Origin of the sequence: Hydrogenophaga sp. Root209 (genome assembly GCF_001428625.1) — a bacterium.
GTDB lineage: Bacteria > Pseudomonadota > Gammaproteobacteria > Burkholderiales > Burkholderiaceae_C > Hydrogenophaga.
The window spans coordinates 1-22,648 of record NZ_LMIE01000013.1 but is presented as its reverse complement, the minus strand read 5'-3'; the positions used below and the strand labels follow the sequence as shown (position 1 = coordinate 22,648).

The window sequence follows — 22,648 nt, the reverse complement described above, 5'->3', positions numbered from 1 at the left end:
AGTCAGCTCTTCCATGCTCGCCGCCGTCTCCTGCAGGTTGCTCGCCGCTTGCTCCGTGCGCGCGCTCAGGTCCTGGTTGCCCGAGGCAATCTCGTACGAAGCCGTGTTGATGCTGTCGGTGGCGCTGCGCAGCTCGCGCATCATGCCGAGGAAGCGCTGGCGCATGGTTTCGACCTCGCGCACCAGGCGACCGATCTCGTCGCTGCGGCTGGACTGGAAGACCTGGCTCAGGTCGCCCTGCGCCACCGTGGTCACGGCCGACGTCAATTGAGCCAGCGGCTGGCTCACGTTGCGGCGCACCATCAGGAAGAGGCCCACGCCCAGCGCCACGGTGGCCGCGGCCAGCAGGGCCCAGAAGGCATACATGGTGCGCCAGTGGCTGGCCATGGCCTCGGTGTCGGACACCTCAGCCACGACCCACCAGCCGCCGGCCTTGGCCTCGCGCTTGGCGATCCAGGGGTGCTCGATACCGGCGTCGAACAAGGGAATGGCGTCACGCACGAAGACGTCAGGACCCGCGCGCAGCGCGGTGAGCATGGCATCGGCGCCGGGATTGACTTCCAGCACCTTCTTGCCCGCGGCCGTGGGATGGGACACGAAAACCGCCTCGGCGTTGGATGCGCGCGGGTCGATCAAGTAGGTGCCACCGCTGTCGAAAAAGCGTGTATCGGCCACCAGCTTGTCCAGCGAGGCCTGGAAGTCGGCCACGTCAAAGCCGATGAACACGATGCCGACCACCTTGCCGGCTTCGTCCTTGACCGGGTCGTAGTGCGTCATGTAGGGCCTGCCGAACAGAACGGCGCGGCCGGTGTAGGGCTTGCCCTCGAGCATCAGGGCATGCGCCGGGTGGGTGCGTACCAGCACCGTACCGATGGCGCGTTCACCGTTTTCCTTTTTCAGCGAGGTGCTGATGCGCTCGAAGTCATCGCCCTTGCGCATGAAGATGGTCGCCACGCCGCCGTTGATGCGGTTGAAGGTATCGACCTCGGAGAAATCGTTGTTGAGCAGCATGCCCCAGCTCTTGAGCATGCCGGCCTGTTCGTCGAGTTCGAACTTCTCGCCGAATTTCTGGCGGAAAGGCTTGAAAGCGCGGTCGGCCATCAGACGGGCGGTGGCGTCGAAGGCGTCGACCGAACCGGCCACGGACGAGGCCTTGTCACCCGCCCACTCCACCATGCGGTCGCGCGAGGACGACTCGGCCACCAGGGACATGGCGCCGCTGATCAGCGCAAGCACGGTGGCGAGCATGACCACGGCCAGCAAAGCCACGCGGCGCGCCACGGAGGTTTGTCGGTTGGAGCTTGGTTTCATCGGGGTTGTCTCCTCGTCTGGGTGCGAACGGCGTGTGGGGCTTATTGAAGGGCCTGGGTGCTGTCCATCAGCCCCATGTCGGTGCTCGACATGAGAGCTTCGATGTCCATCAGGATCAACATGCGCTCGCCCACACTGGCAATGCCGGTGATGAAGCTGGTGTCCACATTGGTGTTCATCTCGGGAGCGGGCTTGATCAGCTCGCCGGCGAGTTCCAGCACGTCGGACACCGAGTCGACCACCGCACCGACGACGCGGCCGCGCACGTTGAGCACGATCACGACCGTGAAGCCGTTGTATTCCACCTTGTCGCAACCCAGCTTGATGCGCAGGTCCACCACCGGCACGATGACCCCGCGCAGGTTGACCACGCCCTTGATGAACGAGGGCGCGTTCGCGATGCGGGTGGGCTCTTCGTAGGAGCGGATCTCCTGAACGCGAAGGATGTCGATGCCGTATTCCTCACCGCCCAGGCGAAAGGTCAGGAATTCGGCGCTGGCCTTTTGTGCGGCCGCTGCGCGGGCGCTGTCGTGGCGAGCGATGTGATTGGCTTCGTTGCGCATGTCCATGGAATGGGTCCTCGGTTTTCGGGTTGGTCCATGGAATATCGGCCAGCCAGGCGCTGGCTGAAGTCGGAAAAAAGCGGACAAAGCCTGTCCATTCCCTCCGCTTGCCTGCCCGCTCAGTACTTAAGTACACAAAACGCCATCGCGGTGAGCCCATGGGCTGTTTGTCTCGAACGTGTCGGCGGGGCACGACCTCCTCTGCTAACTTGTGCCCATGCAAGTGAACCGCCCCCAACCCGAGCACCTGTCCCCCACACAGGCCATCAACAGCGACCACGCGGCCATCGTTTCCTTCGCGCAAGCGCATGCGCTGGGCAGCCGTGCGCGTGACCAGGCGGTGTCGATCTACCGCGCCGTGCGCGACCAGGTGCGCTACGACCCTTACCGCATCGACCTCTCCGACCACGGCATGACCGCCAGCACCGTGCTGGCACAGGGCTTCGGCTGGTGTGTGCCCAAGGCGGTTCTGCTGGCGGCAGTGGCGCGCGCGGCGGGCATCCCCGCACGGCTGGGTTTTGCCGATGTGAAGAACCACCTGTCCACCGAAAAGTTGCGCCAGACCATGAAGACCGATGTGTTCGCCTGGCACGGCTACACCGAGTTGTGGATCGACGGTGCCTGGCGCAAGGCCACGCCGGCCTTCAACGTCGAGTTGTGCGACAAGTTCGGCCTGCTGCCGCTGGAGTTCGACGGCGTGCACGATTCGCTCTACCACGCGTTCGACCGTGCAGGCCGCCAGCACATGGAGTACGTGAAGGAACGCGGCAGCTTCGACGATCTGCCGCTGGCGCAGATCAGGGCCGTATTTGCCGAGATCTACCCCGCCATGGACGCGGGCAATCCGATCACCGGCGACTTTGCGGCTGACGCGGCGCGCGAGGCTGGCCGCGCCTGAACAGCGCGGCGCAGGGGTGTGGGTCAGGTCGTGAAACGGAACACCGCCGTGCTGGCCATGAGGTTGGGCCAGCGGTGCACTTCTTCCCCTTCGTGCAGACCGAAGCTCTTCTCGATGGTCAGGCCGTTGCGCCGTGCCAGCACCTCGAAGTCGGCATGCGTGCCCACGCGGATGTTGGGCGTGTCGTACCACTGATAAGGCAGGCGCTTGGTCACGGGCATGCGGCCCTGCACCACCGCCAGCCGGTTGGGCCAGTGGGCGAAGTTGGGGAACGCCACCACGCCGATGCGGCCCACGCGCGCGGTCTCGCGCAGCATGGTCTCGGCGTTGCGCAGGTGTTGCAACGTGTCGATCTGCAGCACCACGTCAAAGGCGTTGTCACCAAAGGTGCTCAGGCCGTCTTCCAGGTTGAGCTGCAGCACATTGACACCGCGGCGCACGCAGGCCAGCACCTTGGCATCGTCGATCTCCACACCGTAGCCGCTGCAACCGCGCGTGGCCTGCAGGTGGGCCAGCATGGCACCGTCGCCACAGCCCAGGTCGAGCACGCGCGAGCCGGGGGGAACGAGACGGGCGATGCTCTCCATCAGGCGGGTATCGCTCATCACAGTCCCCCGGCGATGGTTTGGTCGAAATAGGCACGCACCGCGTTGAGGTAGCGCGGGTCGTCGAGCAGGAAGGCGTCGTGCCCGTGCGGTGCATCGATTTCGGCGTAACTCACATCGCGGCGGTTTTCCAGCAGCGCCTTGACGATTTCGCGGCTGCGCTTGGGCGAAAACCGCCAGTCGGTGGTAAAGCTGACCAGCAGGAACCTGGCCGTGGCCTTGGAGAGCGCCGCGCTCAGGCTGCCGCCATGCTCTCGCGCGGGGTCGAAGTAGTCGAGCGCGCGGGTGATGAGCAGGTACGTGTTCGCATCGAAGTACTCACTGAACTTGTCGCCCTGGTAGCGCAGGTAGCTCTCGATCTGGAACTCCACGTCCTGCGTGGTGTAGCGGTAGGCCAACTCGGCCGCGGCCGTGGGGTCACCCTCGTCGATGGAACGCAGGCTTCGCCCGAACTTCTCGTTCATCACGTCGTCGCTGAGGTAGGTGATGTGCCCGATCATGCGGGCGATGCGCAGGCCGCGCCGTGGCAGGGTGCCGTGCTTGAGGTAGTGCCCGCCATGGAAATCGGGGTCGGTCACGATGGCGCGCCGCGCCACCTCGTTGAAGGCGATGTTCTCGGCCGTGAGGTTGGGAGCGCTGGCCACCACCACCGCATGGCGCACGCGCTCCGGGTACTGCAGCGTCCAGGCCAGCGTCTGCATGCCGCCCAGACTCCCACCCATCACGGCCGCCAGGGTCTGTATCCCCATGGCATCGAGCAGGCGGGCCTGCGCGTCCACCCAGTCTTCCACCGTCACCACCGGGAAATCCGCGCCCCAGGGTGCTCCGGTGGCCGGGTTGGTGTGCGTGGGGCCGGTGGAGCCGAAACACGAGCCCAGGTTGTTGACACCGATCACGAAGAAGCGTTCGGTGTCCACCGGCTTGCCGGGCCCGATCATGTTGTCCCACCAACCCTCGCTGCGCGCGACCGGCCGGCCCTGTCCGTCGGCATGCCAGCCCGCCACATGGTGCGAAGCGTTGAGGGCGTGGCAGATGAGCACCGCGTTGGAACGCTCCGCATTGAGCATGCCGTATGTTTCCACCACCAGCTCGTAGGCGGGCAAGACAGCGCCGCTGCGCAGCGGCAGCGGCTCGGTGAACCGGAACGTTTGGGGCGTGACGATCAATCTGGTGTCCTGTGGGCGGCGCGCGCCCGAAAAAAAATCCCGATGCCGCCAAGAGCGAGACCGGGATGCTGGGCCAGGAGTCTCTTCTTTAGCGGCATTTTTAAAGCGCCCGCAATTCGGATCAAATCGGCGCTGTGAGCGCGCAGTATAAATTGAAGCATCGTCCCGACGCGAGCCCGAAGGCAGGACACACGCCGCGTCCTGGGACGCGAAGGGTTGTTGTAAAGCCGCGTCGACGTCAATGGGGGCCGCAGCGTCCTGAAAAATAGTTACTGTTTGCGGGACATTGCGCGCATAATCCTCTGGCGAGCGTCCAAGACGCTCGTTTTGACAAGTGATCGGTCGGTTTCGCGTGCTACAGGTTTTTGTGTGCTAACGGGGCTCCATCGCTATTTTTCTCAGTGTTCTTAGGAGTCCCGACCATGGGCAACAAACTGTACGTTGGCAACCTGCCATACACCGTTCGCGACGAAGACCTCCAACAAGCCTTCAGCGCTTACGGCTCGGTCAACAGCGCCAAAGTCATGATGGAGCGCGATACCGGTCGTTCCAAAGGTTTCGGCTTTGTCGAAATGGGCAACGATGCCGAAGCGCAAGCCGCTGTTGAAGGCATGAACGGCCAATCCCTGGGCGGTCGCAGCCTGGTGGTGAACGAAGCCCGTCCAATGGAAGCCCGTCCTCCCCGCACCGGTGGCGGCGGCTTCGGCGGCGGCCGCAGTGGCGGCGGCGGCTTTGGTGGTGGTGGCGGCAGCGACGGCGGCTTCCGCAGCCCCTACGGTGGTGGCGGCGGTGGCGGTGGCCGTCGTGAAGGTGGCGGCGGCGGCGGTGGCCGTGGCGGCTACTGATAGTCCTCGATCAGCTTGATTCGGTGAGTCCTCGGGCTCGCTGATCAGCGCATGAAAAAAGCCCTGGGGCCATGCCGCAGGGCTTTTTTCATGGGCGCATCAGAAGCCGCCGGATCAAGCTCCGCTCTTGGCTTCGCCTTGCCTGTGCTTGCGTGCCCGGCCTGACAAAACCCGATCGAACAAGGCGTTGGGCAGCGAGCGCAGCAATTTGGCCACCACACCCATTTGCCAAGGAATCACGCGGTAGCTCACGCCTGCGACGATGGCGTCAAAGGCGCGGTCGGCAAAGGTCTCGGGGCTTAGCAAGAACGGCATGGCGTAGCGGTTCTCGCGGGTCAGCGGTGTGTCCACGTAACCGGGCACAACGGTCACGACGGCCACGCCGGTGCCGCGCATTTCTCCGCGCAGGCTCTCGCAGTACGCCACCACCGCGGCCTTGCTGGCGCAGTAGGCACCGTGCCCCGGCAACCCCCGGATGGCCGCCACGCTGGCAATGCCCACCAGCGCGCCGCTGCCGCGCGCGACCATGGCCGCCACGAACGGGTGGAAGGTGGCGGCCATGCCGGTGTTGTTCAGTGCAAAGGTACGGGCCATCACGTCCAGGTCGTCACGTTCGGAGGTGTCCATGCCGATGCTCACGCCGGCATTGGCGATGACGACGTCGGGCACGCCCTGGGTGCCCAGGCAGGCGAGGCCAGCGGCCACGATGCTGTCAATGGCGGACACATCGGCGCCGTACACACGACAACGATCGGCATCCCAGCCGTTGGCGTCGGCAAAGGCTTGCATCTCGGCTGTGCGCCGTGCCACCAATGCCAACCGGTAACCACCGCGGGCAAATCGTGCGGCCAACGCCTGGCCGATGCCGCTGGATGCGCCGGTGATGAAGGCGAGCGGGGCCGCGGGGTTGTCTGGTGGCATGGTCATGGAGAGTGCGAGCGGTTCAGCGGGGAATCAGTTGGACTTTCACCCGGCCTTTGAAATCGGCCACGCCGACGTCGCCGCGGTAGTCGAGCGTGTCGGCCACCAGCCGGTCGGTGCCGCGCAGCAGCACCACCGGCTTGTCGGAAACGACACGCTCCGGGTCGACGAAAACCTTGAGGTACTCGCCCTGGAATTCGAGCCGGGGCAAAACTTTGCCGTTCGCCCCGACAGCGGCGTCGCGCACCACCACCGCATTGCCTTCGAGGATGAACTGGCTGTTGTCGGCGTTGGTGGTCACCAGCTTCGCGCTGGCCACCGTGGGTCGGCCCTCGGGGCCGATGTTGCGGATGCGCGCGTTGTCGATCTCGATGCGGTCGTCGTCAGGGTGGTGACGCGCCTCGTCGCCCACGACCTCGGACTTGAGCGCGCCGGTGAGATCGAACGCCTTGACCGAAAAACCGCGCATGAAATAGTCAGGTTCGCTGCTCACGGGCCGCGCGGCCTGGGGCGCCTCGGGTGTCGGGGTGGCACGCAGCAACCAATACGAGGCCAGCGCGAGCAGGCCCATGAGCAGCACGGGCAGGTAAATGGAGAGGCGGTCCAGGAGCTTGGGCTTGCGCCGGCGCGGGCGGGCAGCCGGCTCGGTGAGGTCGATGGTGTCCAGGAAATCCAGCGGATCGGACGTGCTCATCGGGCGGCCGCCTCCAGCTCACGGGCATAGACACCGCTGGCCACGAGCAGCAGGTCACACAGATCGCGCACGGCGCCTGCGCCCGGCAGCCGTGTGGTGACATGGTGGGCCACGGCCAGCACCTCGATGTGGGCGGTGGACGGCGCACAGGCCAGGGCCGCGCGCCGCAGCATGGGCAGATCGGGCCAGTCGTCGCCCATGGCCGCGGCTGCCGACCAGTTCAGGCCCAGTTCGGCCAGGATCTCTTCGGCTGCCGGGCGCTTGTCTTCGGTGCCAAAACGTGCGTGCGCCACACCCAGCGCCCTCAGGCGCGCACGCAGGGCCGCCGAGTCGCGTCCCGTGACCACGGCGGGCATGATGCCGGCGCGTTGCAGCAGTTTGATGCCGTGACCGTCGAGTGTGTGAAAACGCTTGAGTGCTTCGCCCGACTCGCTGAAATACAGACCACCGTCGGTGAGCACACCGTCCACGTCGAAGAACACCACGCGAATGCCCTGCGCCTGCAGCAGCAGTTCGGGTGCGAAGTTCAAGGCCGGGCGCAGGGCGGGCAGGGCGTTCATTCAGATCACTTTCGAGCGCATCAGGTCGTTGGCGTTGAGCGCTCCGATGAGTGCACCGGCCTCGTCCACCACGAGCACGCTGGTGATGCGGTTGGCTTCCATCAAGTCAGCGGCCTCCACGGCGAGCGCGTCGGCGCGCACGGTGCGTGGGTTGGGGTGCATCACGTCGATCGCGCGCAGGGTGCGCAGGTCGGCGCTGCTGCCGGTCTTCTCGATCAGGCGGCGCAGGTCGCCGTCGGTGAAGATGCCGCGCACGCGGTCCTCGGCATCCACCACGGCGCTCATGCCAAGCCCTTTGGCGCTGATGACACCCATCAGTTCCATCAGGCTGGCCTGGGGACCGACGCGCGGCACGTCGGCGCCGCTGCGCATGACGTCGCTCACGTGCGTGAGCAGCTTGCGCCCGAGCGCGCCACCGGGGTGCGATCTGGCAAAGTCGTCGGCCTTGAAGCCGCGCGCGTCGAGCAGCGCCACGGCGAGCGCGTCGCCCATGGCGAGTTGCGCGGTGGTGCTGGCGGTGGGTGCGAGGTTGTGTGGGCAGGCTTCCTTGTCGACCGAGCTGTCGAGCACGGCCAGCGCGTGGCGCCCCAGCGTGGAGGCGGGTCGACCGGTGAGTGCGATCAAGGGCACGCCCATGCGTTTGATGAGCGGCAGGATCGCGGTGAGCTCTTCGCTTTCGCCGCTGTTGCTGATGCCCAGCACCACATCAGCGGAGGTGATCATGCCCAGGTCGCCATGGCTGGCTTCGGCCGGGTGCACGAACATGGCCGGCGTGCCGGTGGAGGCCAGCGTGGCGGCAATCTTGCGGCCGATGTGGCCGCTCTTGCCCATGCCCATGACCACCACGCGCCCCCGGCAGGCCAGCATGCTGGCCACCGCAGTGGCAAAGGAATCGCCCACGCGCACAGCCATGGCCGTGACGGCCTGGGCTTCGATGCTCAGGGTTTCCTGAGCCATCGCGAGAGCGCGGGCGGCATCAAAGGTGGTGGGCAGGGTCATGCGGCTCATTATCGCCGTGGGCCTCGTGGCAGCGCCCCCTGTGGATACACCTCTCGCCGTTAACATGCCTGCATGACCTCTCTCGACCTGGCCCTGCTGTACCTGCTGGCATCCGTATTGGGCGTGGTCGGGTGCCGGCTGTTGCGGCTGCCACCGATGCTGGGCTACCTGGTGGTGGGTGTGCTGATCGGCCCCAACGCGCTGGCACTGACGCAGGACTCCAGCGGCATCCGTTACCTCGCGGAATTCGGCGTGGTGTTCCTCATGTTCGTCATCGGGCTGGAGTTCAGCCTGCCCAAACTGCGCGCCATGAAGCGGCTGGTGTTCGGGCTGGGCCTGTCGCAGGTGGTGCTCACGGTGCTGATCACCACCTTGGCCTCCATGGCGCTCACGCTGCTCCTGCCCGCCTGGTGGGACATCAGCTGGCAAACCGCGCTGGCGCTCGGCGGCGTGATGGCCATGAGCAGCACGGCCATCGTGATCAAGCTGGTGGCCGAGCGGATCGAGCTGGAATCCGAACACGGCAAACGGGTACTGGGCATTCTGCTGTTCCAGGATCTGGCCGTGGTGCCCTTGCTGGTGATCATTCCCGCGCTGGCGGCCGATCCCGAGGATCTGCTGATTGCGCTGGGGTGGGCCAGTCTGAAGGCCGTGCTGTTGCTGGGCGTGCTGCTCACCGGTGGGCAAAAGGTGATGCGCTGGTGGCTCACACTGGTGGCGCGACGCAAGAGCGACGAGCTGTTCATGCTCAACCTCTTGCTCATCACCTTGGGGCTGGCGTGGCTGACCGAACACGCCGGCCTGTCGCTCGCGTTGGGTGCGTTTGTGGCCGGCATGCTCATTTCAGAGACCGAGTTCAAGCACCAGGTGGAGACCGACATCCGCCCGTTCCACGACGTCTTGCTGGGCCTGTTCTTCATCACCATCGGCATGATGCTGGACTGGCGCATGGTGTTCGACCGCTGGGAGCTGGTGCTCCTGCTGCTCACGCTCTCGCTGATATTCAAGCTGGCGCTCATCACCGGGCTCACGCGCGCGTTCGGCGCGCCCATGGGCGTGGCGCTGCGCACCGGGTTGTACCTCGCGCAGGCGGGTGAATTCGGCCTGGTGTTGCTCACACTGGCGGGCAACAACAACCTGATTCCCCCGGCACTGTTCAACCCGATCCTGGCGTCCATGGTGCTGTCGATGCTGGCGACACCGTTCGTGATCATGTATGCCAACACCATCGTCACGCGCCTGGTGGGCAGCGACTGGCTGATGCAGTCGGTGCAGATGACCAGCATCGCGCGCAAGGCCATCAACGCCGACAAGCACGTGATCATTTGTGGCTACGGCCGCTGCGGGCAAAACCTGGCCCGCCTGCTCGAAGCCGAACGCATTCCCTACATGGCGCTCGATCTCGACCCGGACCGTGTGCGCCAGGCCGCGGCCGCTGGCCACTCGGTGGTGTTTGGCGACGCGGCCAGGCTGCAGGCGCTCATGGCAGCCGGCCTGCACCGCGCCAGCGCCGTGGTGGTGACCTACCTCGACACGCCCAGTGCGCTCAAGGTGTTGCGCCACACGCACGCGCAAGCGGTGAATGTGCCGGTGGTGGTGCGCACGGTGGACGACGTGGACCTGGAAAAACTGCGCGCGGCGGGCGCCACCGAGGTGGTTCCGGAGGCCATCGAAGCCAGCCTGATGCTGGCCAGCCATGCCCTGGCGCTGGTGGGCGTGCCCATGCGCCGCGTGATCCGTGTGGTGCAGGACCAGCGCGATGCGCGCTACAACCTGCTGAAGGGCTACTTTCACGGCTCCGACGACGACGGCGCCGACGAACTCGACCACGAGCGGCTCAACACGGTCACACTGCCGCCCGCCGGGCGCACCGTGGGCAAGACGCTGGAGAGCCTGGCCCTGCACGCCGTGGGTGTGCGGGTGGTGAGCTTGCGCCACGCCAGCGGCATGCCTGCGCCGCTGACCGACGACACCGTGCTGCAGGGAGGCGACACGCTGGTCATCAGCGGCAAGGCACCGGCCCTCGCGCTGGCCGAAGACAAGCTGCTGTCGGGCTGATGCGTCTGCCATTCGGAGCGATGGAGATCATCGCGATCAGGCAGTTTGCAGAACGCGCCCGCCACGTTGTGGGGCAAGATGCCGGCCGACCGCCTGGTGCCCCCAGTCAATAATGGGCGCCTCCCCCCAAGCCTTGACCCCGATGGACACCTCCGCCTACCTCAAAGCCCACATCCGCACGGTGCCCGACTGGCCTGCGCCCGGCGTGCAGTTCCGCGACATCACGCCGCTGCTGCAAGACCCGAAGGTGTTCCGCGTGCTGATCGACGCCTTCGTGCACCGCTACATGGACCCGGCCCTCAAGCCCACCGTGGTGGCCGGGCTCGACGCACGGGGCTTCATCATCGGTTCGGTGCTGGCCTACGAGCTGGGTGTGGGCTTTGTGCCGATCCGCAAGAAGGGCAAGCTGCCCTTCACCACAGTCGAAGAAACCTACGAACTGGAGTACGGGAGCGCCACGGTCGAGCTGCACACCGATGCGGTGAAAGCCGGCGACAAGGTGGTGCTCATCGACGACCTGATTGCCACTGGCGGGACCATGATGGCCGGGCGGCGCCTGCTGGAGAAGCTGGGTGCCGAGGTGATGGAGGGGGCCGCCATCGTGGACCTGCCCGAACTCGGCGGCTCGCAGAAGCTGCGGGAATCGGGTCTTGCGCTGTTCACCCTGGTCGACTTTGCCGGGCACTGAGCCCCGATCGTGGCAGGGTCAGAGTTTGCCGTGCTGCGTGTCGCTGAGCGCAGCGAAGTCGCTGTGCGATTCGGGAATGGGCAGTTTCGCTTCTTCGGGTGAGGGATACGCGGGTTTGGCTGCGCTCTGAAGCACAGCTCGAAACGCATCCACCTCGTCCGCACCCAAGGCCTGCATTGGCGTGTGCGAGGACTGGACGTTGGGTTTGGGAATGGCGGTGGGATTGAACATCTCGGCGTCCCGACGGGTCTGTACGGAAACAGCCGCACGCAACGCCACACCGACCTGATCGTGAGCCGCACGGCGGCGCCAGTACACCGAGCGCACGAGCATGCCGTGGCGAGCCTTGGCGCTTTGCTGGATCCAGTTTTCGATCTCGAGCAGGTACTCGTCGGGCATGCCTTCGGCAGGCAACGCCAGATCGACCAGCACCAGGAAACAGTCGCCGTTGGCGTCCAGCGTGAGCACCTTGAACTCGTAGCTGGTGGAGAGCACCCCCGCACGGATGAGCGACTCGCGGACCACACCGAACAATTGTTCGCGCCGCAGGATGCGACGACCCTTGCGCGGCGAGATCAGCGGCAGGGTGGTCTGGCTAAACGAGTGGCGCGCGCGCGCCAGTCGGCCCTTGCCCGAGGCGTTGGTTTTCTTGGCATGGAGCCAGCTCATGAAGGACATGGTCAAAGTGTGCACAAGGCGATGTGCTGAAGTGTTCTGAGTTGGTACGTGAATCCGGCGCTGCTTCTGCACACGTTCCACAAATACATGACCCGTGGTCATCAGGTGACTGCCACCCGTTTGGGCTTGTTGTACATGCGCCGAGCCAGCACGGCGGACATGGACACCGTCAGCTCCAGGGCAATCTCGGGATGGCGGAGGGAGAGCTCGCGAAAACGCAGCGGCGTCATGCACCAGAGACGGCAATCGCTGCCGGCGTGAACCGTGGCGCTGCGCGGAAGATGGCTGAAGAATGCGCCTTCACCCAGCAGCGAGCCCGATCCCACCACCGCGATGCGCACACGCTCCTTGTCGTCTTCGTAGTGCACGGTCAGCGTGCCGCTCTCGACGAAATACACCGTGCGGTCCTTCACCCCCTGCTCGATCAGCACCTGACCTTGCTGCAACGCGACGGGCTGCAGGTAGTTGGCCAACAACGGCCACTGGTTGTCCGTGAGGTTCAGAGGCACCGCATCCAGCGCGCTGCTGTGCCGCATGGCCTGAGCCAAGCCATTGATGTCGAAGCGCAAAGATGTCGGAGGTGTGACATGCATCACATCAAGATACCCGCGCGCCACACCACCGCGCAAGCTGTAATTACCCGTGCTTACAACTGCGCCGCCAAGCGGCATTCGCAGCGTCCCGGGCGGTGCCGCCGGTCTACTTTCCGATGCAGAAACGCGAAAAGATTTCACCCAGCAAATCGTCGGCGGTGAACTCGCCGGTGATCTCACCGAGCGCTTGCTGGGCCAGGCGCAGCTCTTCGGCCAGCAGGTCCAGATGCTCGGCCTGCGCCGCGAGCAGACCATCGGCCAGCAGCAGGTGTTCGTCCACACGTTGCAATGCCTGCAGGTGGCGCGCACGCGCCATGAACAGGCCGTCGCCCGGTTGCTGCCAGCCCGCCAGCGCCAGCAGGCGCTGACGCAAGGCTTCCAGACCCTCGCCCTGCTTGGCTGAAATGGCCAGCCCACCCTGCAGGTCGGCGCGCACCGAGGGGCTCTGGTCAAGCTTGTTCCACACGTGCAGCACGGGCACGCCGGTCGGCACGGCCTGGGCCAGGCTGGCGGCAATCACGGCATCGGCGCTTTGGTAGACGACCGTCTCGGTGCGGGTCAGGTCGTGCAGGAACAGCACCACGTCAGCCTCGCGGATCTGGCCCCAGGCGCGCTCGATGCCGATCTTCTCCACCTCGTCCACATCGGGACTGTCCCGCAGGCCGGCGGTATCCACCACGTGCAGCGGCACGCCCTCGATCTGGATCGTTTGCTGCACCACGTCACGCGTGGTGCCCGCCACGGGCGTGACGATGGCAAGCTCGGCACCCGCGAGCGCATTGAGCAGCGAGCTCTTGCCCGCGTTGGGTTGACCCGCGATCACCACCTGCAGACCGTCGCGCAGCAGCGCGCCCTGCCTGGCCTGCGCCTGCACGCCCGCCAGCGCCTCGCGCAGCCGCCGCAGTTGCCCGGTGGCATCGGCCTTTTGCAGGAAGTCGATGTCCTCTTCGGGGAAATCCAGGGTGGCCTCGACCAGCATGCGCAGATTGACCAAGGCGTCGCGCAGGCCGTGAATGCGGCCCGAGAACACCCCGGCGAGCGAGCGCGACGCGCTGCGTGCCGCCGCCTCGGTGCTCGCATCGATGAGGTCAGCCACGGCCTCGGCCTGCGCCAGATCGAGTTTGTCGTTGAGGAAGGCGCGTTCGGTGAATTCACCCGGACGGGCCGTGCGCAGCGCGGTCAAGGTGTCGCGCGACACCTCCAGGCAACGCGCAAGCAACAACTGCAGCACCACCGGCCCGCCGTGACCCTGCAGCTCGAGCACGTCTTCCCCGGTGTAGGAATGTGGGCCCGGAAACCACAAGGCCAGGCCGTGGTCGATCGGTTGACCAGCTGCATCGGCGAACGGCAGATAGGTCGCCTCTCGCGGCTTCAACACCCGCCCCAGCAGGCCCTCCACAAACAGCGCCAGCCCCCGCCCCGACACCCGAACAATGCCCACCCCACCCCGTCCGGGCGCGGTGGAAATGGCAACGATGGGATCACGTGACGCAGCGAGCATGGGAGTCGAGCATAAAGGGCCAAGCCCAGAAACAGCGAGGGCCTGCAAAGCAGGCCCGGCGAGGAACGAAGTGCCCCAACCCAGAGGCGTCAAGGGTCCGGCTCCGCCGGCCCAAGACGCCGTCCCCCCTTCAAGGGGCGAAGCCGCGTCAGCGGCGCAGGGGGGTCAACTCCTGAAATTCGGCATGCTGAACTTCAACGGCACACCCATGCGCTTGTTGATGAAGGACTGTTGCGCGATGGTGAGCACGTTGTTCGTGATCCAGTACAGCACCAGGCCGGACGGGAAGAAGAAGAACATGACCGAGAACATCAGCGGCATCAGCCACATCAGCTTGGCCTGCAGCGGATCGGGTGGCAGCGGGTTGAGCGCGGTCTGGATCATGGTGGTCACTGCCATCACCAGCGGGAGGATGAAGTACGGATCGGGCGAGGACAGATCGGTGATCCAGGCCATCCACGGTGCGTTGCGCATCTCCACGCTGGAGAGCAGCACCCAGTACAACGCGATGAACACGGGGATCTGGATCAGGATCGGGAAGCAGCCACCCAGCGGGTTGACCTTTTCTTCCCGGTACATCTTCATCATTTCCTGCTGCATGCCCTGCGGGTTGCCCTTGAGACGCTCGCGCATTTCCATGATGCGGGGGTTGATCTTCTTCATCTTCGCCATGCTGCGGTAGGCGCTGGCGTTGAGCCAGTAGAACGAGGCCTTGATCAGCACCACCAGCAGCACGATGGACCAACCCCAGTTGGCCACGAAGCCGTGGATCTTCTCCAGCAGCCAGTACAGCGGCTTGGCCAGGATGGTGAGCCAGCCGTAGTCCTTCACCAGTTCCAGACCGGGGGCGATCGTCTCCAGCACCTTTTCTTCTTGCGGACCGACGAACAGGCGCGCTTGCACGCTCTGCGTCTGGCCGGGCTCGATGGCCGGCAGGTTCGTGATGCTGCCCACAGCGAACAGCTTGTCATCCACCTTGCGGGCGAAGTTGTCGCGCGCCACGCCTTCGCCCAGCAGCCAGGCCGATGCAAAGTAGTGCTGCACCATGGCCACGTAGCCATCGCTGGCCGTCTTGACAAAAAGGTCCGCCTTCTTCTTCTCGATGTCTTCGAACGCGACCTTCTGGTACTTCTTCTCGTTGGTGTAGACGGCAGGGCCGGTGAAGGTGGAATAGAAAGGCGTTTCGCTGCTGAGCTTGCTGCCGTCGCGCACCAGTTGCAGATAGAGCTGCGGATTCACGGCCTGGGTACCGAGATTTTGCACCTCGTGCTTCACGGCGATGTCGTAGTGGCCGCGCGTGAGGGTGTAGGTCTTGATCAACTTCACGCCGCCCACATCGGCCGACTCGAAGCGCACCTGCAACTCGTTCTGGCCATCGGCCAGCGCGGTTTCGGACGTCACCAGATTCATTGGCGTCTTGTGGGTGGGAAACGAGCCACCGATCAGGCCGGTCTGGGCCACGTAAATGCGGTCCGCGTTCTGGGCCAGCAGGGTGAACGGCTGTTCGCTCTGGTCCTTGCTTTGTCGGGTGGCCTCGGCGTGCTTGAGCAGTTCGGCGCCAATCAGCGATCCGCCCTCGGTGTTGAAGACCAGCTTGAACACGTCGGTGGTCACCACATGGCGCGCGGCGACCGGGCTGGGTGCGCCAGCCGGGGCTTCACCCGGTGCGCTGGTGGTGGCCGATGAGGGCACTGCCACCGCGGTGGGCACGCTGGCGTCGGCTGCGGGAGCCGAGGTGCTGGCCGGTGCGCCCACCTGCGCCGAGCCGGGGAAAAAGGTGGGCTTGTGCCCGTTGTGGATCTGCCATTTGTCCCATATCAGGACCATGGACAAACCAAACACCACCCACAGGATGGACCGACGGATGTCATTCATGACGCGTTCTTCTTTGCTGAGGAGGGTGAAATCAGACGGGAAAAGAGGGCGGGCCGGGACTCCGGCACCGGATCGAAGCCCCCTTCGCACCAGGGATGACAGCGCGCCAGCCGCGCGACCGTGAGGTAGGAGCCTGCCGCGGCACCGTGTTGCTCCAGCGCGCCGATGGCATACACCGAACACGAGGGCTCAAATCGGCAACCGTTGCCCAACGACGGACTCAAGAGCAGCCGGTAGCCTTTGACGAGACCCACCAACGCCTGGCGTGGCCAGTCAGACCACATCACGGGCCTCCAAGGGCGCGACGGCCTTCGGCAACATGGCGCGCGACAACAACTGTTCCAGCTCCAGGCGGACGGCGCGTTTGAGCGCGTCGGACGTGGCGCTCACGAATTGCTTGCGGCTGAATTCGCTGCGCAAGCGCACCACCCAGGCAGCCTGCGGCAGGGAGACAGGCTGGTGCCGCGCCGCTTCGTAGATCTGGCGGCGAATGGCATTGCGCGTGACAGCACGTTTCGCCCAGCGTTTGGGCAGCAAAACACCCAGCCAGGCATCGGCCACGGGAAACAACGGCTTGCCCTCGGCAGCAACGTCAAGAACTGCTCGGTGCAAGGCGAAGTGGGGAGTCTTGGCCACAGGCGCTCCAGCCATGACGGCCTGGAACTGCTGGCGGGACCGCAGGCGCTGGGTCACTGCACAACCGCCAACATCGGGCGGCAGACGGGCCGGGCACAGGGACGCCGGCACACCATGCGCCAAGTCAACGCGCCGACTCAGACAGCCAGACGCTTGCGGCCTTTGGCGCGGCGGGCGTTGATCACAGCACGGCCGCCACGGGTCTTCATGCGAACGAGAAAGCCGTGGGTGCGGGCGCGACGGATCTTGGAAGGCTGGTAGGTGCGTTTCATGGTGGTCTCTTACAAATCGGGAAAACCCGCAATTATCGCAAAGAAAACCCAGGCGCGGCAAGCACTTGGCCTTATATGCAGACGGTCCACTTCAGGAACGTCACCCGCCGCCCTGGCCGGAGCGCCCCGCCGACCGGCTTGTGGATAAGTCACGCACACGCCTACAATGGCCGGCTGGCCCTGCGTCATTTGTCCACAATCACAACAACATCGCCAATCCCAGCATGATCGAGGGCCTTCCCCCCAGCGCGTCCCTGTCTTCCGGCAACGCAGACCCCCTTTCCCTGTGGTCGGCCTGCATGGATCGACTCTCCCAGGACATCCCGGAACAGCAGTTCAACACCTGGATCCGCCCCCTCTCGGCCACCGTGGCGCCCGATGTCTCCCGGGTGATCGTGTCGGTGGCCAACCGGTTCAAGCTGGACTGGATCCGAACCCAATACGCCGCGCGCATCACCGCCTTGCTGGAAGCCATCCAGGGTGCCCCAGTGGTGTTGGAGTTGGTGCTTGCTCCGCGTGAAGGCCCCAGCCGCACATCACCAGCACCACGAACCGCGCAAGAGTTGGTGCTCGCCGAGCTGCCCGATCTCGCGCCTCCCGAAGTGACGGCACCGAGCGGGCCGAAGACGCGCCTGAACCCGGCGTTGGCGTTTTCCACCCTGGTGGAGGGCTCGGCCAACCGCATGGCGCGCGCCGCCGCCATGCACGTGGCGGGCAGCCTGGGCCAGCTCTACAACCCGCTGTTCATCTACGGCGGCGTCGGCCTGGGCAAGACCCACCTGGTGCACGCCATCGGCAACCACCTGCTGGCCGATCGTCCACAGGCCAAGGTTCTCTACATCCACGCCGAGCAGTTTGTGTCGGATGTGGTCAAGGCTTACCAGCGCAAAACCTTCGACGAGTTCAAGGAGCGTTACCACTCGCTGGATCTGCTGCTGATCGACGACGTGCAGTTCTTTGCCAACAAGGAGCGCACGCAGGAAGAGTTCTTCAACGCCTTCGAGGCTCTGCTGGCCAAGAAGAGCCACATCGTGCTGACCAGCGACACCTACCCCAAGGGCCTGGCCGACATCCACGAGCGACTGGTCTCGCGCTTCGATTCGGGCCTGACGGTGGCCATCGAGCCGCCCGAGCTGGAAATGCGCGTGGCCATCCTGATCAACAAGGCGGCAGTGGAAAACGCCGTGATGCCCGAAGAGGTGGCGTTTTTCGTGGCGAAGAACGTGCGCTCCAACGTGCGTGAGCTCGAAGGCGCGCTGCGCAAGATCCTGGCGTATTCCCGCTTCAACCAGAAAGAGATCTCGATCGCGCTGGCGCGCGAGGCGCTGAAGGACCTGCTGTCGATCCAGAACCGGCAGATCAGCGTGGAGAACATCCAGAAGACCGTGGCCGACTTCTACAAGATCAAGGTGGCCGACATGTACAGCAAGAAGCGCCCGGCCAGCATTGCTCGCCCGCGCCAGATCGCCATGTTCATTGCCAAGGAGCTGACCCAGAAGAGCCTGCCCGAAATTGGCGAGCTGTTTGGCGGGCGCGACCACACCACGGTGCTGCACGCGGTGCGCAAGATCGGCGCCGAACGCCAGCAGAACACCGAGCTCAACCAGCAGCTGCACGTGCTGGAACAGACGCTCAAGGGATGAGGCGCGGGCGTGAAGTTGGAGAGCCGTTTTTGAGTCGAGAGGCGTTTTGCGGGACGCGCTCTCAAAACAGCGAAAATAGCGAAGATTTGGCTCCGACAAACGCAGGGCCCGCCGGGGAGGCAACCCCCGGACCACAAGCAACCAGAGACGAAAGAGTCTGACATGATCGTTTTGAAATCGACCCAGGACAAGGTTCTGGCCGCGCTGCAATCGGTGGCCGGCATCGTGGAACGCCGCCACACCCTGCCCATCCTGGCCAACGTGTTGCTTCGCAAGACCGGCTCGCAGGTGCAATTGACCACCAGCGACCTGGAAATCCAGATCCGCACCACCGCCGAGCTCGACGGCGACAGCGGCAACTTTGCCACCACGCTGGGTGCGCGCAAGCTCATCGACATCCTGCGCACCATGCCGGGCGACCAGAGCGTGAGCCTGGAATCCAGCGCGGGCAAGCTCATCCTCAAGGGTGGCAAGAGCCGCTTCACGCTGCAAAGCATGCCGCCGGAAGACTTCCCCCTGGTGCAGGAATCGGCCAGCTTCGGCCCGGTGTTCTCGGTACCCCAGAAAACGCTCAAGAGCCTGCTCGGCCAGGTGTCCTTCTCGATGGCGGTGCACGACATCCGCTATTACCTGAACGGCATCCTGTTCGTGGCCGAGGGCAAGCAGCTCAGCCTGGTGGCCACAGACGGCCACCGCCTGGCCTTCGCCTCCGCCACACTGGACGTGGAAGTGCCCAAACAAGAAGTGATCCTGCCGCGCAAGACGGTGCTGGAACTGCAGCGCCTGCTGAGCGACAAGGAAGGCGCGATCGAGATGCAGTTCGCCGCCAATCAGGCCAAGTTCAGCTTCGACGGCATGGAGTTCGTCACCAAGCTGGTCGAGGGCAAGTTCCCCGACTACAACCGCGTCATCCCGAAGAACCACAAGAACATCGTCACGCTCGGCCGCGTGCCGCTGCTGGCCTCGCTGCAGCGCACCGCCATCATGACGAGCGAGAAGTTCAAGGGCGTGCGCCTGAACATCGAGCCCGGCGCGCTGCGCGTGGCATCGAGCAACGCCGAGCAGGAAGAAGCGGTCGACGAACTCGACATCGACTACGGCGGCGACACCATCGAAATCGGCTTCAACGTCACCTACCTCATCGACGCGCTGCAGAACATGACGCAGGAAATGGTTCGCATCGAACTGTCCGATGGCAACAGCTCCGCGCTGGTCACCAACCCCGACGACAACGCCTTCAAATACGTTGTCATGCCGATGCGGATCTGATCCCGAGCGATCAACTCTCCCCCAAGCCCGACCCGCTGCCCAGCGGGTTTGGCCTTTCTAGCGATTGAGAAAAGTCCCCTATGTCAGAAGCCAACAAGCCCGCCGAATCCGTCAACACCGGTGCGGCCAATGCCGACAGCTCCAATTTCCAGCCCACCATCGACGCCCACCAGGTGGGTGCCAGCGAAGGTTATGGGGAAGGCTCGATCCAGATCCTGGAAGGCCTGGAAGCGGTGCGCAAGCGCCCCGGCATGTACATCGGCGACACGTCCGACGGCACCGGCCTGCACCACCTGGTGTTCGAGGTGGTGGACAACTCCATCGACGAAGCCCTGGCCGGCCACTGCGACGACATCGTGGTGACCATCCACAGCGACAACTCCATCAGCGTCACCGACAACGGCCGTGGCATTCCCACCGGCGTGAAGATGGACGACAAGCACGAGCCCAAGCGCTCGGCCTCCGAAATCGCGCTGACCGAACTGCACGCCGGCGGCAAGTTCAACCAGAACAGCTACAAGGTCTCAGGCGGCCTGCACGGCGTGGGTGTGAGCTGCGTGAACGCGCTGAGCCAGTGGCTGCGCCTGACCGTGCGCCGCGAAGGCAAGGTGCACCAGATCGAGTTTGCGCGCGGCTTCGTGCAGAACCGCCTGCTGGAGACCACGCCCAACGGCATCGAGATCTCGCCCATGCGCGTGACCGGTGCCACCGAGAAGCGCGGCACCGAAGTGCACTTCCTGCCCGACTACGACATCTTCCGCGAGAACGCCGACTTCCATTACGAGATCCTGTCCAAGCGCCTGCGCGAGCTCTCCTTCCTCAACAACGGTGTGCGCATCCGCCTGAAGGACGAGCGCAGCGGCAAGGAAGACGATTTTTCCGGCGCCGGCGGCGTCAAGGGCTTCGTCGACTTCATCAACAAGGGCAAGACGGTTTTGCACCCCAACGTGTTCCACGCGCTGGGCGACCGCGCGAGCGACCAGGGCACCAACATCGGCGTGGAAGTGGCCATGCAGTGGAACAGCGGCTACAACGAGCAGGTGCTGTGCTTCACCAACAACATCCCGCAGCGCGATGGCGGCACCCACCTCACCGGCCTGCGCGCGGCCATGACGCGGGTGATCAACAAATACATCGACGACAACGACTTCGCCAAGAAGGCCAAGGTCGAGGTCACCGGTGACGACATGCGCGAAGGCCTGTGCTGCGTGCTGTCGGTCAAGGTGCCCGAGCCCAAGTTCAGCAGCCAGACCAAGGACAAGCTGGTGTCCAGCGAAGTGCGCGGCCCGGTCGAAGACATCGTGAGCCGCCTGCTGGCCGACTACCTGCAGGAACGCCCGAACGACGCCAAGATCATCTGCGGCAAGATCGTGGACGCCGCCCGCGCCCGCGAAGCCGCGCGCAAGGCGCGCGAGATGACGCGCCGCAAAGGCGTGCTCGACGGCATGGGCCTGCCCGGCAAGCTGGCCGACTGCCAGGAGAAAGACCCGGCGCTGTGCGAGATCTACATCGTCGAGGGCGACTCCGCCGGCGGCTCCGCCAAGCAAGGCCGCGACCGCAAGTTCCAGGCGATCCTGCCGCTGCGCGGCAAGATTTTGAACGTGGAGAAAGCGCGCTACGAAAAGCTGCTCACCTCCAACGAAATTCTCACGCTCATCACCGCCCTGGGCACCGGCATCGGCAAGGCTGGCGGTGAAAGCGCCAACGGTGACGGCAAGGACGACTTCAACGTCGCCAAGCTGCGTTACCACCGCATCATCATCATGACCGACGCCGACGTGGACGGCGCCCACATCCGCACCCTGCTGCTGACCTTCTTCTACCGCCAGATGCCCGAGCTGGTGGAGCGCGGTCACATCTATATCGCGCAGCCGCCACTCTACAAAGTGAAGGCCGGCAAGGAAGAGCTCTATTTGAAAGACGCCGCGGCGCTGGACGGATTCCTGCTGCGCATTGCATTGAAAGACGCCAGCGTCTTCACGGGCGGCGCCACGCAGACCACGCTTGCCGGAGACACCCTGGGCGAGCTGGCGCGCAAGCACCAGATCGCCGAGAGCGTGATCGCGCGCCTGTCCAACTTCATGGACGCCGAAGCGCTGCGAGCCATTGCCGACGGCGTATCGCTTGACCTCGACAGCGTGGAGCAGGCCGAGGTCAGCGCCATCGCGCTGCAAGAGAAGCTGCGCGAGCTCACCACCACCGGCGTGCCCGCCGAAGTGGCGGCCGAATTCGACGTGCGCACCGACAAGCCCATCCTGCGCATCAGCCGCCGCCACCACGGCAACATCAAGAGCAGCGTGCTCACGCAGGACTTCGTGCACGGCGCCGACTACGCCGCGCTGGCCACCGCCGCAGAAACCTTCCGCGGCCTGCTTGGCGACGGCGCCAAGGTCATGCGCGGCGAAGGCGAGAAGCAGAAGGAAGAAAAAGTGGCCGACTTCCGCGTGGCCATGCGCTGGCTCATCAGCGAGGCCGAGCGCACCACCGCGCGCCAGCGTTACAAAGGCCTGGGCGAGATGAACCCCGCCCAGCTCTGGGAAACCACCATGGACCCCACCGTGCGCCGCCTGCTGCGCGTGCAGATCGACGACGCGATCGAAGCCGATCGCGTATTCACGATGCTGATGGGCGATGAGGTTGAGCCGCGCCGGGACTTCATCGAGGCGAATGCGCTGCGGGCGGGGAATATCGACGTTTGACGTTGTTGTTGGGAGTTTTGGGACCACAGACCCTGGCTAGGGCCTGTTAACACAAAATGCGAAGCCCATCGCCACGAGCACGAAGCTGAGGAAGCCCAAGAACATCGCATCGAGTTTCTCAAAGCGAGAGAAGATGCGCCGGTAGCCCTTGAGCCGCCGGAACAGACGCTCTCC

At 65.0% G+C, this 22,648-nt stretch carries 22 protein-coding genes and 1 riboswitch; of the genes, 7 read left to right on the top strand and 15 right to left on the bottom strand.

What is annotated here, in order from left to right:
* Together ASE11_RS11140 and ASE11_RS11135 are read right to left on the bottom strand one after the other, a co-directional pair.
* Nucleotides 1–1,311, bottom strand: a 1,311-nt coding sequence (locus ASE11_RS11140; protein ID WP_056270786.1) for a Cache 3/Cache 2 fusion domain-containing protein, incomplete at its 3' end; no start/stop codon positions are given.
* Nucleotides 1,312–1,352: 41 nt separating this feature from the next.
* Entirely contained in the window at nt 1,353–1,880 is a 528-nt protein-coding gene (locus ASE11_RS11135) for a chemotaxis protein CheW (protein ID WP_200959343.1), read from the bottom strand.
* A 211-nt stretch (nt 1,881–2,091) separates the two neighbouring features.
* On the opposite strand from ASE11_RS11135, the gene ASE11_RS11130 reads away from it, so the two are divergent.
* Nucleotides 2,092–2,772, top strand: a complete 681-nt coding sequence (locus tag ASE11_RS11130; protein WP_056270801.1) for a transglutaminase-like domain-containing protein — start codon at nt 2,092–2,094, stop codon at nt 2,770–2,772.
* A gap of 23 nt (nt 2,773–2,795) precedes the next feature.
* On the opposite strand, the gene metW is transcribed toward ASE11_RS11130, so the two are convergent.
* Nucleotides 2,796–3,377 carry a methionine biosynthesis protein MetW gene (gene metW, locus ASE11_RS11125; RefSeq protein ID WP_056270783.1) on the bottom strand — a complete coding sequence of 194 codons (582 nt, stop codon included), beginning with the start codon at nt 3,375–3,377 and terminating at the stop codon, nt 2,796–2,798.
* Entirely contained in the window at nt 3,377–4,543 is a 1,167-nt protein-coding gene (gene metX / locus ASE11_RS11120; protein WP_056270780.1) for a homoserine O-succinyltransferase MetX, read from the bottom strand. Before metX ends, metW begins: the two co-directional genes overlap by 1 nt.
* 70 nt (nt 4,544–4,613) lie before the next feature.
* A riboswitch (SAM riboswitch) is annotated at nt 4,614–4,686 on the bottom strand.
* 279 nt (nt 4,687–4,965) lie between these two features.
* Here metX and ASE11_RS11115 point away from each other — a divergent pair.
* The gene (locus tag ASE11_RS11115; RefSeq protein ID WP_056270777.1) at nt 4,966–5,388 is read left to right on the top strand and encodes an RNA recognition motif domain-containing protein; all 423 of its coding nucleotides are present in this window, start codon (nt 4,966–4,968) and stop codon (nt 5,386–5,388) included.
* Nucleotides 5,389–5,502: 114 nt separating this feature from the next.
* On the opposite strand, the gene ASE11_RS11110 is transcribed toward ASE11_RS11115, so the two are convergent.
* Genes ASE11_RS11110 through ASE11_RS11095 form a run of 4 tightly spaced genes read right to left on the bottom strand, consistent with a single transcriptional unit; the run spans nt 5,503 to nt 8,562 of the window.
* On the bottom strand, nt 5,503–6,315 hold the full coding sequence (locus tag ASE11_RS11110) for an SDR family oxidoreductase (RefSeq protein WP_235501256.1): 813 nt from the start codon (nt 6,313–6,315) through the stop codon (nt 5,503–5,505).
* A gap of 16 nt (nt 6,316–6,331) precedes the next feature.
* Nucleotides 6,332–7,003 (bottom strand): LPS export ABC transporter periplasmic protein LptC, encoded by a 672-nt coding sequence (gene lptC / locus ASE11_RS11105; RefSeq protein ID WP_082585680.1) that lies wholly within the window; start codon nt 7,001–7,003, stop codon nt 6,332–6,334.
* On the bottom strand, nt 7,000–7,563 hold the full coding sequence (locus ASE11_RS11100; RefSeq protein WP_056270773.1) for a KdsC family phosphatase: 564 nt from the start codon (nt 7,561–7,563) through the stop codon (nt 7,000–7,002). The genes lptC and ASE11_RS11100 overlap by 4 nt, the downstream gene beginning before the upstream one ends.
* Nucleotides 7,564–8,562, bottom strand: a complete 999-nt coding sequence (locus ASE11_RS11095) for a KpsF/GutQ family sugar-phosphate isomerase (protein ID WP_056270769.1) — start codon at nt 8,560–8,562, stop codon at nt 7,564–7,566. It abuts the gene before it with no gap.
* Between the two features lie 72 nt (nt 8,563–8,634).
* On the opposite strand from ASE11_RS11095, the gene ASE11_RS11090 reads away from it, so the two are divergent.
* Nucleotides 8,635–10,620, top strand: coding sequence for a monovalent cation:proton antiporter family protein (locus ASE11_RS11090; RefSeq protein ID WP_056270765.1), 1,986 nt, complete (start codon nt 8,635–8,637; stop codon nt 10,618–10,620).
* 142 nt (nt 10,621–10,762) lie between these two features.
* A complete protein-coding gene (locus tag ASE11_RS11085) occupies nt 10,763–11,308 on the top strand; it encodes an adenine phosphoribosyltransferase (RefSeq protein ID WP_414842447.1) in 546 nt (181 codons plus the stop codon).
* Between the two features lie 18 nt (nt 11,309–11,326).
* Here ASE11_RS11085 and ASE11_RS11080 read toward each other — a convergent pair whose 3' ends face one another.
* The 7 genes from ASE11_RS11080 to rpmH form a co-directional block, all read right to left on the bottom strand.
* Nucleotides 11,327–11,977: a hypothetical protein gene (locus ASE11_RS11080; protein ID WP_156406309.1), complete on the bottom strand. Its 651-nt coding sequence runs from the start codon at nt 11,975–11,977 to the stop codon at nt 11,327–11,329.
* Nucleotides 11,978–12,087: 110 nt separating this feature from the next.
* Nucleotides 12,088–12,579 carry a Crp/Fnr family transcriptional regulator gene (locus ASE11_RS11075; protein ID WP_056270758.1) on the bottom strand — a complete coding sequence of 164 codons (492 nt, stop codon included), beginning with the start codon at nt 12,577–12,579 and terminating at the stop codon, nt 12,088–12,090.
* A gap of 106 nt (nt 12,580–12,685) precedes the next feature.
* Nucleotides 12,686–14,080 carry a tRNA uridine-5-carboxymethylaminomethyl(34) synthesis GTPase MnmE gene (gene mnmE, locus ASE11_RS11070; protein WP_056270753.1) on the bottom strand — a complete coding sequence of 465 codons (1,395 nt, stop codon included), beginning with the start codon at nt 14,078–14,080 and terminating at the stop codon, nt 12,686–12,688.
* Nucleotides 14,081–14,245: 165 nt separating this feature from the next.
* On the bottom strand, nt 14,246–15,955 hold the full coding sequence (yidC, locus tag ASE11_RS11065) for a membrane protein insertase YidC (protein WP_056270750.1): 1,710 nt from the start codon (nt 15,953–15,955) through the stop codon (nt 14,246–14,248).
* Nucleotides 15,952–16,239 carry a membrane protein insertion efficiency factor YidD gene (gene yidD / locus ASE11_RS25335; RefSeq protein ID WP_082585679.1) on the bottom strand — a complete coding sequence of 96 codons (288 nt, stop codon included), beginning with the start codon at nt 16,237–16,239 and terminating at the stop codon, nt 15,952–15,954. Before yidD ends, yidC begins: the two co-directional genes overlap by 4 nt.
* Entirely contained in the window at nt 16,229–16,648 is a 420-nt protein-coding gene (locus ASE11_RS11060; protein ID WP_268766285.1) for a ribonuclease P protein component, read from the bottom strand. The genes yidD and ASE11_RS11060 overlap by 11 nt, the downstream gene beginning before the upstream one ends.
* Before the next feature lie 80 nt (nt 16,649–16,728).
* The gene (gene rpmH / locus ASE11_RS11055) at nt 16,729–16,863 is read right to left on the bottom strand and encodes a 50S ribosomal protein L34 (RefSeq protein WP_006299042.1); all 135 of its coding nucleotides are present in this window, start codon (nt 16,861–16,863) and stop codon (nt 16,729–16,731) included.
* 299 nt (nt 16,864–17,162) lie between these two features.
* Between rpmH and dnaA the strand changes: the two genes are divergently transcribed.
* From dnaA to gyrB, 3 genes are all read left to right on the top strand, one after another.
* Nucleotides 17,163–18,506, top strand: coding sequence for a chromosomal replication initiator protein DnaA (gene dnaA, locus ASE11_RS11050; protein WP_414842446.1), 1,344 nt, complete (start codon nt 17,163–17,165; stop codon nt 18,504–18,506).
* Nucleotides 18,507–18,668: 162 nt separating this feature from the next.
* A complete protein-coding gene (gene dnaN / locus ASE11_RS11045) occupies nt 18,669–19,775 on the top strand; it encodes a DNA polymerase III subunit beta (protein ID WP_056270743.1) in 1,107 nt (368 codons plus the stop codon).
* Between the two features lie 80 nt (nt 19,776–19,855).
* Nucleotides 19,856–22,474, top strand: coding sequence for a DNA topoisomerase (ATP-hydrolyzing) subunit B (gene gyrB / locus ASE11_RS11040; protein ID WP_056270739.1), 2,619 nt, complete (start codon nt 19,856–19,858; stop codon nt 22,472–22,474).
* Nucleotides 22,475–22,648 lie beyond the last annotated feature (174 nt).

What these genes read in the sequence shown, in the direction of transcription:
- ASE11_RS11135 (WP_200959343.1), bottom strand. Translation starts at nt 1,880, where the DNA reads ATGGACATGCGCAACGAAGCCAATCACATCGCTCGCCACGACAGCGCC.
- ASE11_RS11130 (WP_056270801.1), top strand. Translation starts at nt 2,092, where the DNA reads ATGCAAGTGAACCGCCCCCAACCCGAGCACCTGTCCCCCACACAGGCC.
- metW (WP_056270783.1), bottom strand. Translation starts at nt 3,377, where the DNA reads ATGAGCGATACCCGCCTGATGGAGAGCATCGCCCGTCTCGTTCCCCCC.
- ASE11_RS11115 (WP_056270777.1), top strand. Translation starts at nt 4,966, where the DNA reads ATGGGCAACAAACTGTACGTTGGCAACCTGCCATACACCGTTCGCGAC.
- ASE11_RS11110 (WP_235501256.1), bottom strand. Translation starts at nt 6,315, where the DNA reads ATGACCATGCCACCAGACAACCCCGCGGCCCCGCTCGCCTTCATCACC.
- lptC (WP_082585680.1), bottom strand. Translation starts at nt 7,003, where the DNA reads ATGAGCACGTCCGATCCGCTGGATTTCCTGGACACCATCGACCTCACC.
- ASE11_RS11100 (WP_056270773.1), bottom strand. Translation starts at nt 7,563, where the DNA reads ATGAACGCCCTGCCCGCCCTGCGCCCGGCCTTGAACTTCGCACCCGAA.
- ASE11_RS11095 (WP_056270769.1), bottom strand. Translation starts at nt 8,562, where the DNA reads ATGACCCTGCCCACCACCTTTGATGCCGCCCGCGCTCTCGCGATGGCT.
- ASE11_RS11090 (WP_056270765.1), top strand. Translation starts at nt 8,635, where the DNA reads ATGACCTCTCTCGACCTGGCCCTGCTGTACCTGCTGGCATCCGTATTG.
- ASE11_RS11085 (WP_414842447.1), top strand. Translation starts at nt 10,763, where the DNA reads ATGGACACCTCCGCCTACCTCAAAGCCCACATCCGCACGGTGCCCGAC.
- ASE11_RS11080 (WP_156406309.1), bottom strand. Translation starts at nt 11,977, where the DNA reads ATGAGCTGGCTCCATGCCAAGAAAACCAACGCCTCGGGCAAGGGCCGA.
- ASE11_RS11075 (WP_056270758.1), bottom strand. Translation starts at nt 12,579, where the DNA reads ATGCATGTCACACCTCCGACATCTTTGCGCTTCGACATCAATGGCTTG.
- mnmE (WP_056270753.1), bottom strand. Translation starts at nt 14,080, where the DNA reads ATGCTCGCTGCGTCACGTGATCCCATCGTTGCCATTTCCACCGCGCCC.
- yidC (WP_056270750.1), bottom strand. Translation starts at nt 15,955, where the DNA reads ATGAATGACATCCGTCGGTCCATCCTGTGGGTGGTGTTTGGTTTGTCC.
- yidD (WP_082585679.1), bottom strand. Translation starts at nt 16,239, where the DNA reads ATGTGGTCTGACTGGCCACGCCAGGCGTTGGTGGGTCTCGTCAAAGGC.
- rpmH (WP_006299042.1), bottom strand. Translation starts at nt 16,863, where the DNA reads ATGAAACGCACCTACCAGCCTTCCAAGATCCGTCGCGCCCGCACCCAC.
- dnaA (WP_414842446.1), top strand. Translation starts at nt 17,163, where the DNA reads ATGGATCGACTCTCCCAGGACATCCCGGAACAGCAGTTCAACACCTGG.
- dnaN (WP_056270743.1), top strand. Translation starts at nt 18,669, where the DNA reads ATGATCGTTTTGAAATCGACCCAGGACAAGGTTCTGGCCGCGCTGCAA.
- gyrB (WP_056270739.1), top strand. Translation starts at nt 19,856, where the DNA reads ATGTCAGAAGCCAACAAGCCCGCCGAATCCGTCAACACCGGTGCGGCC.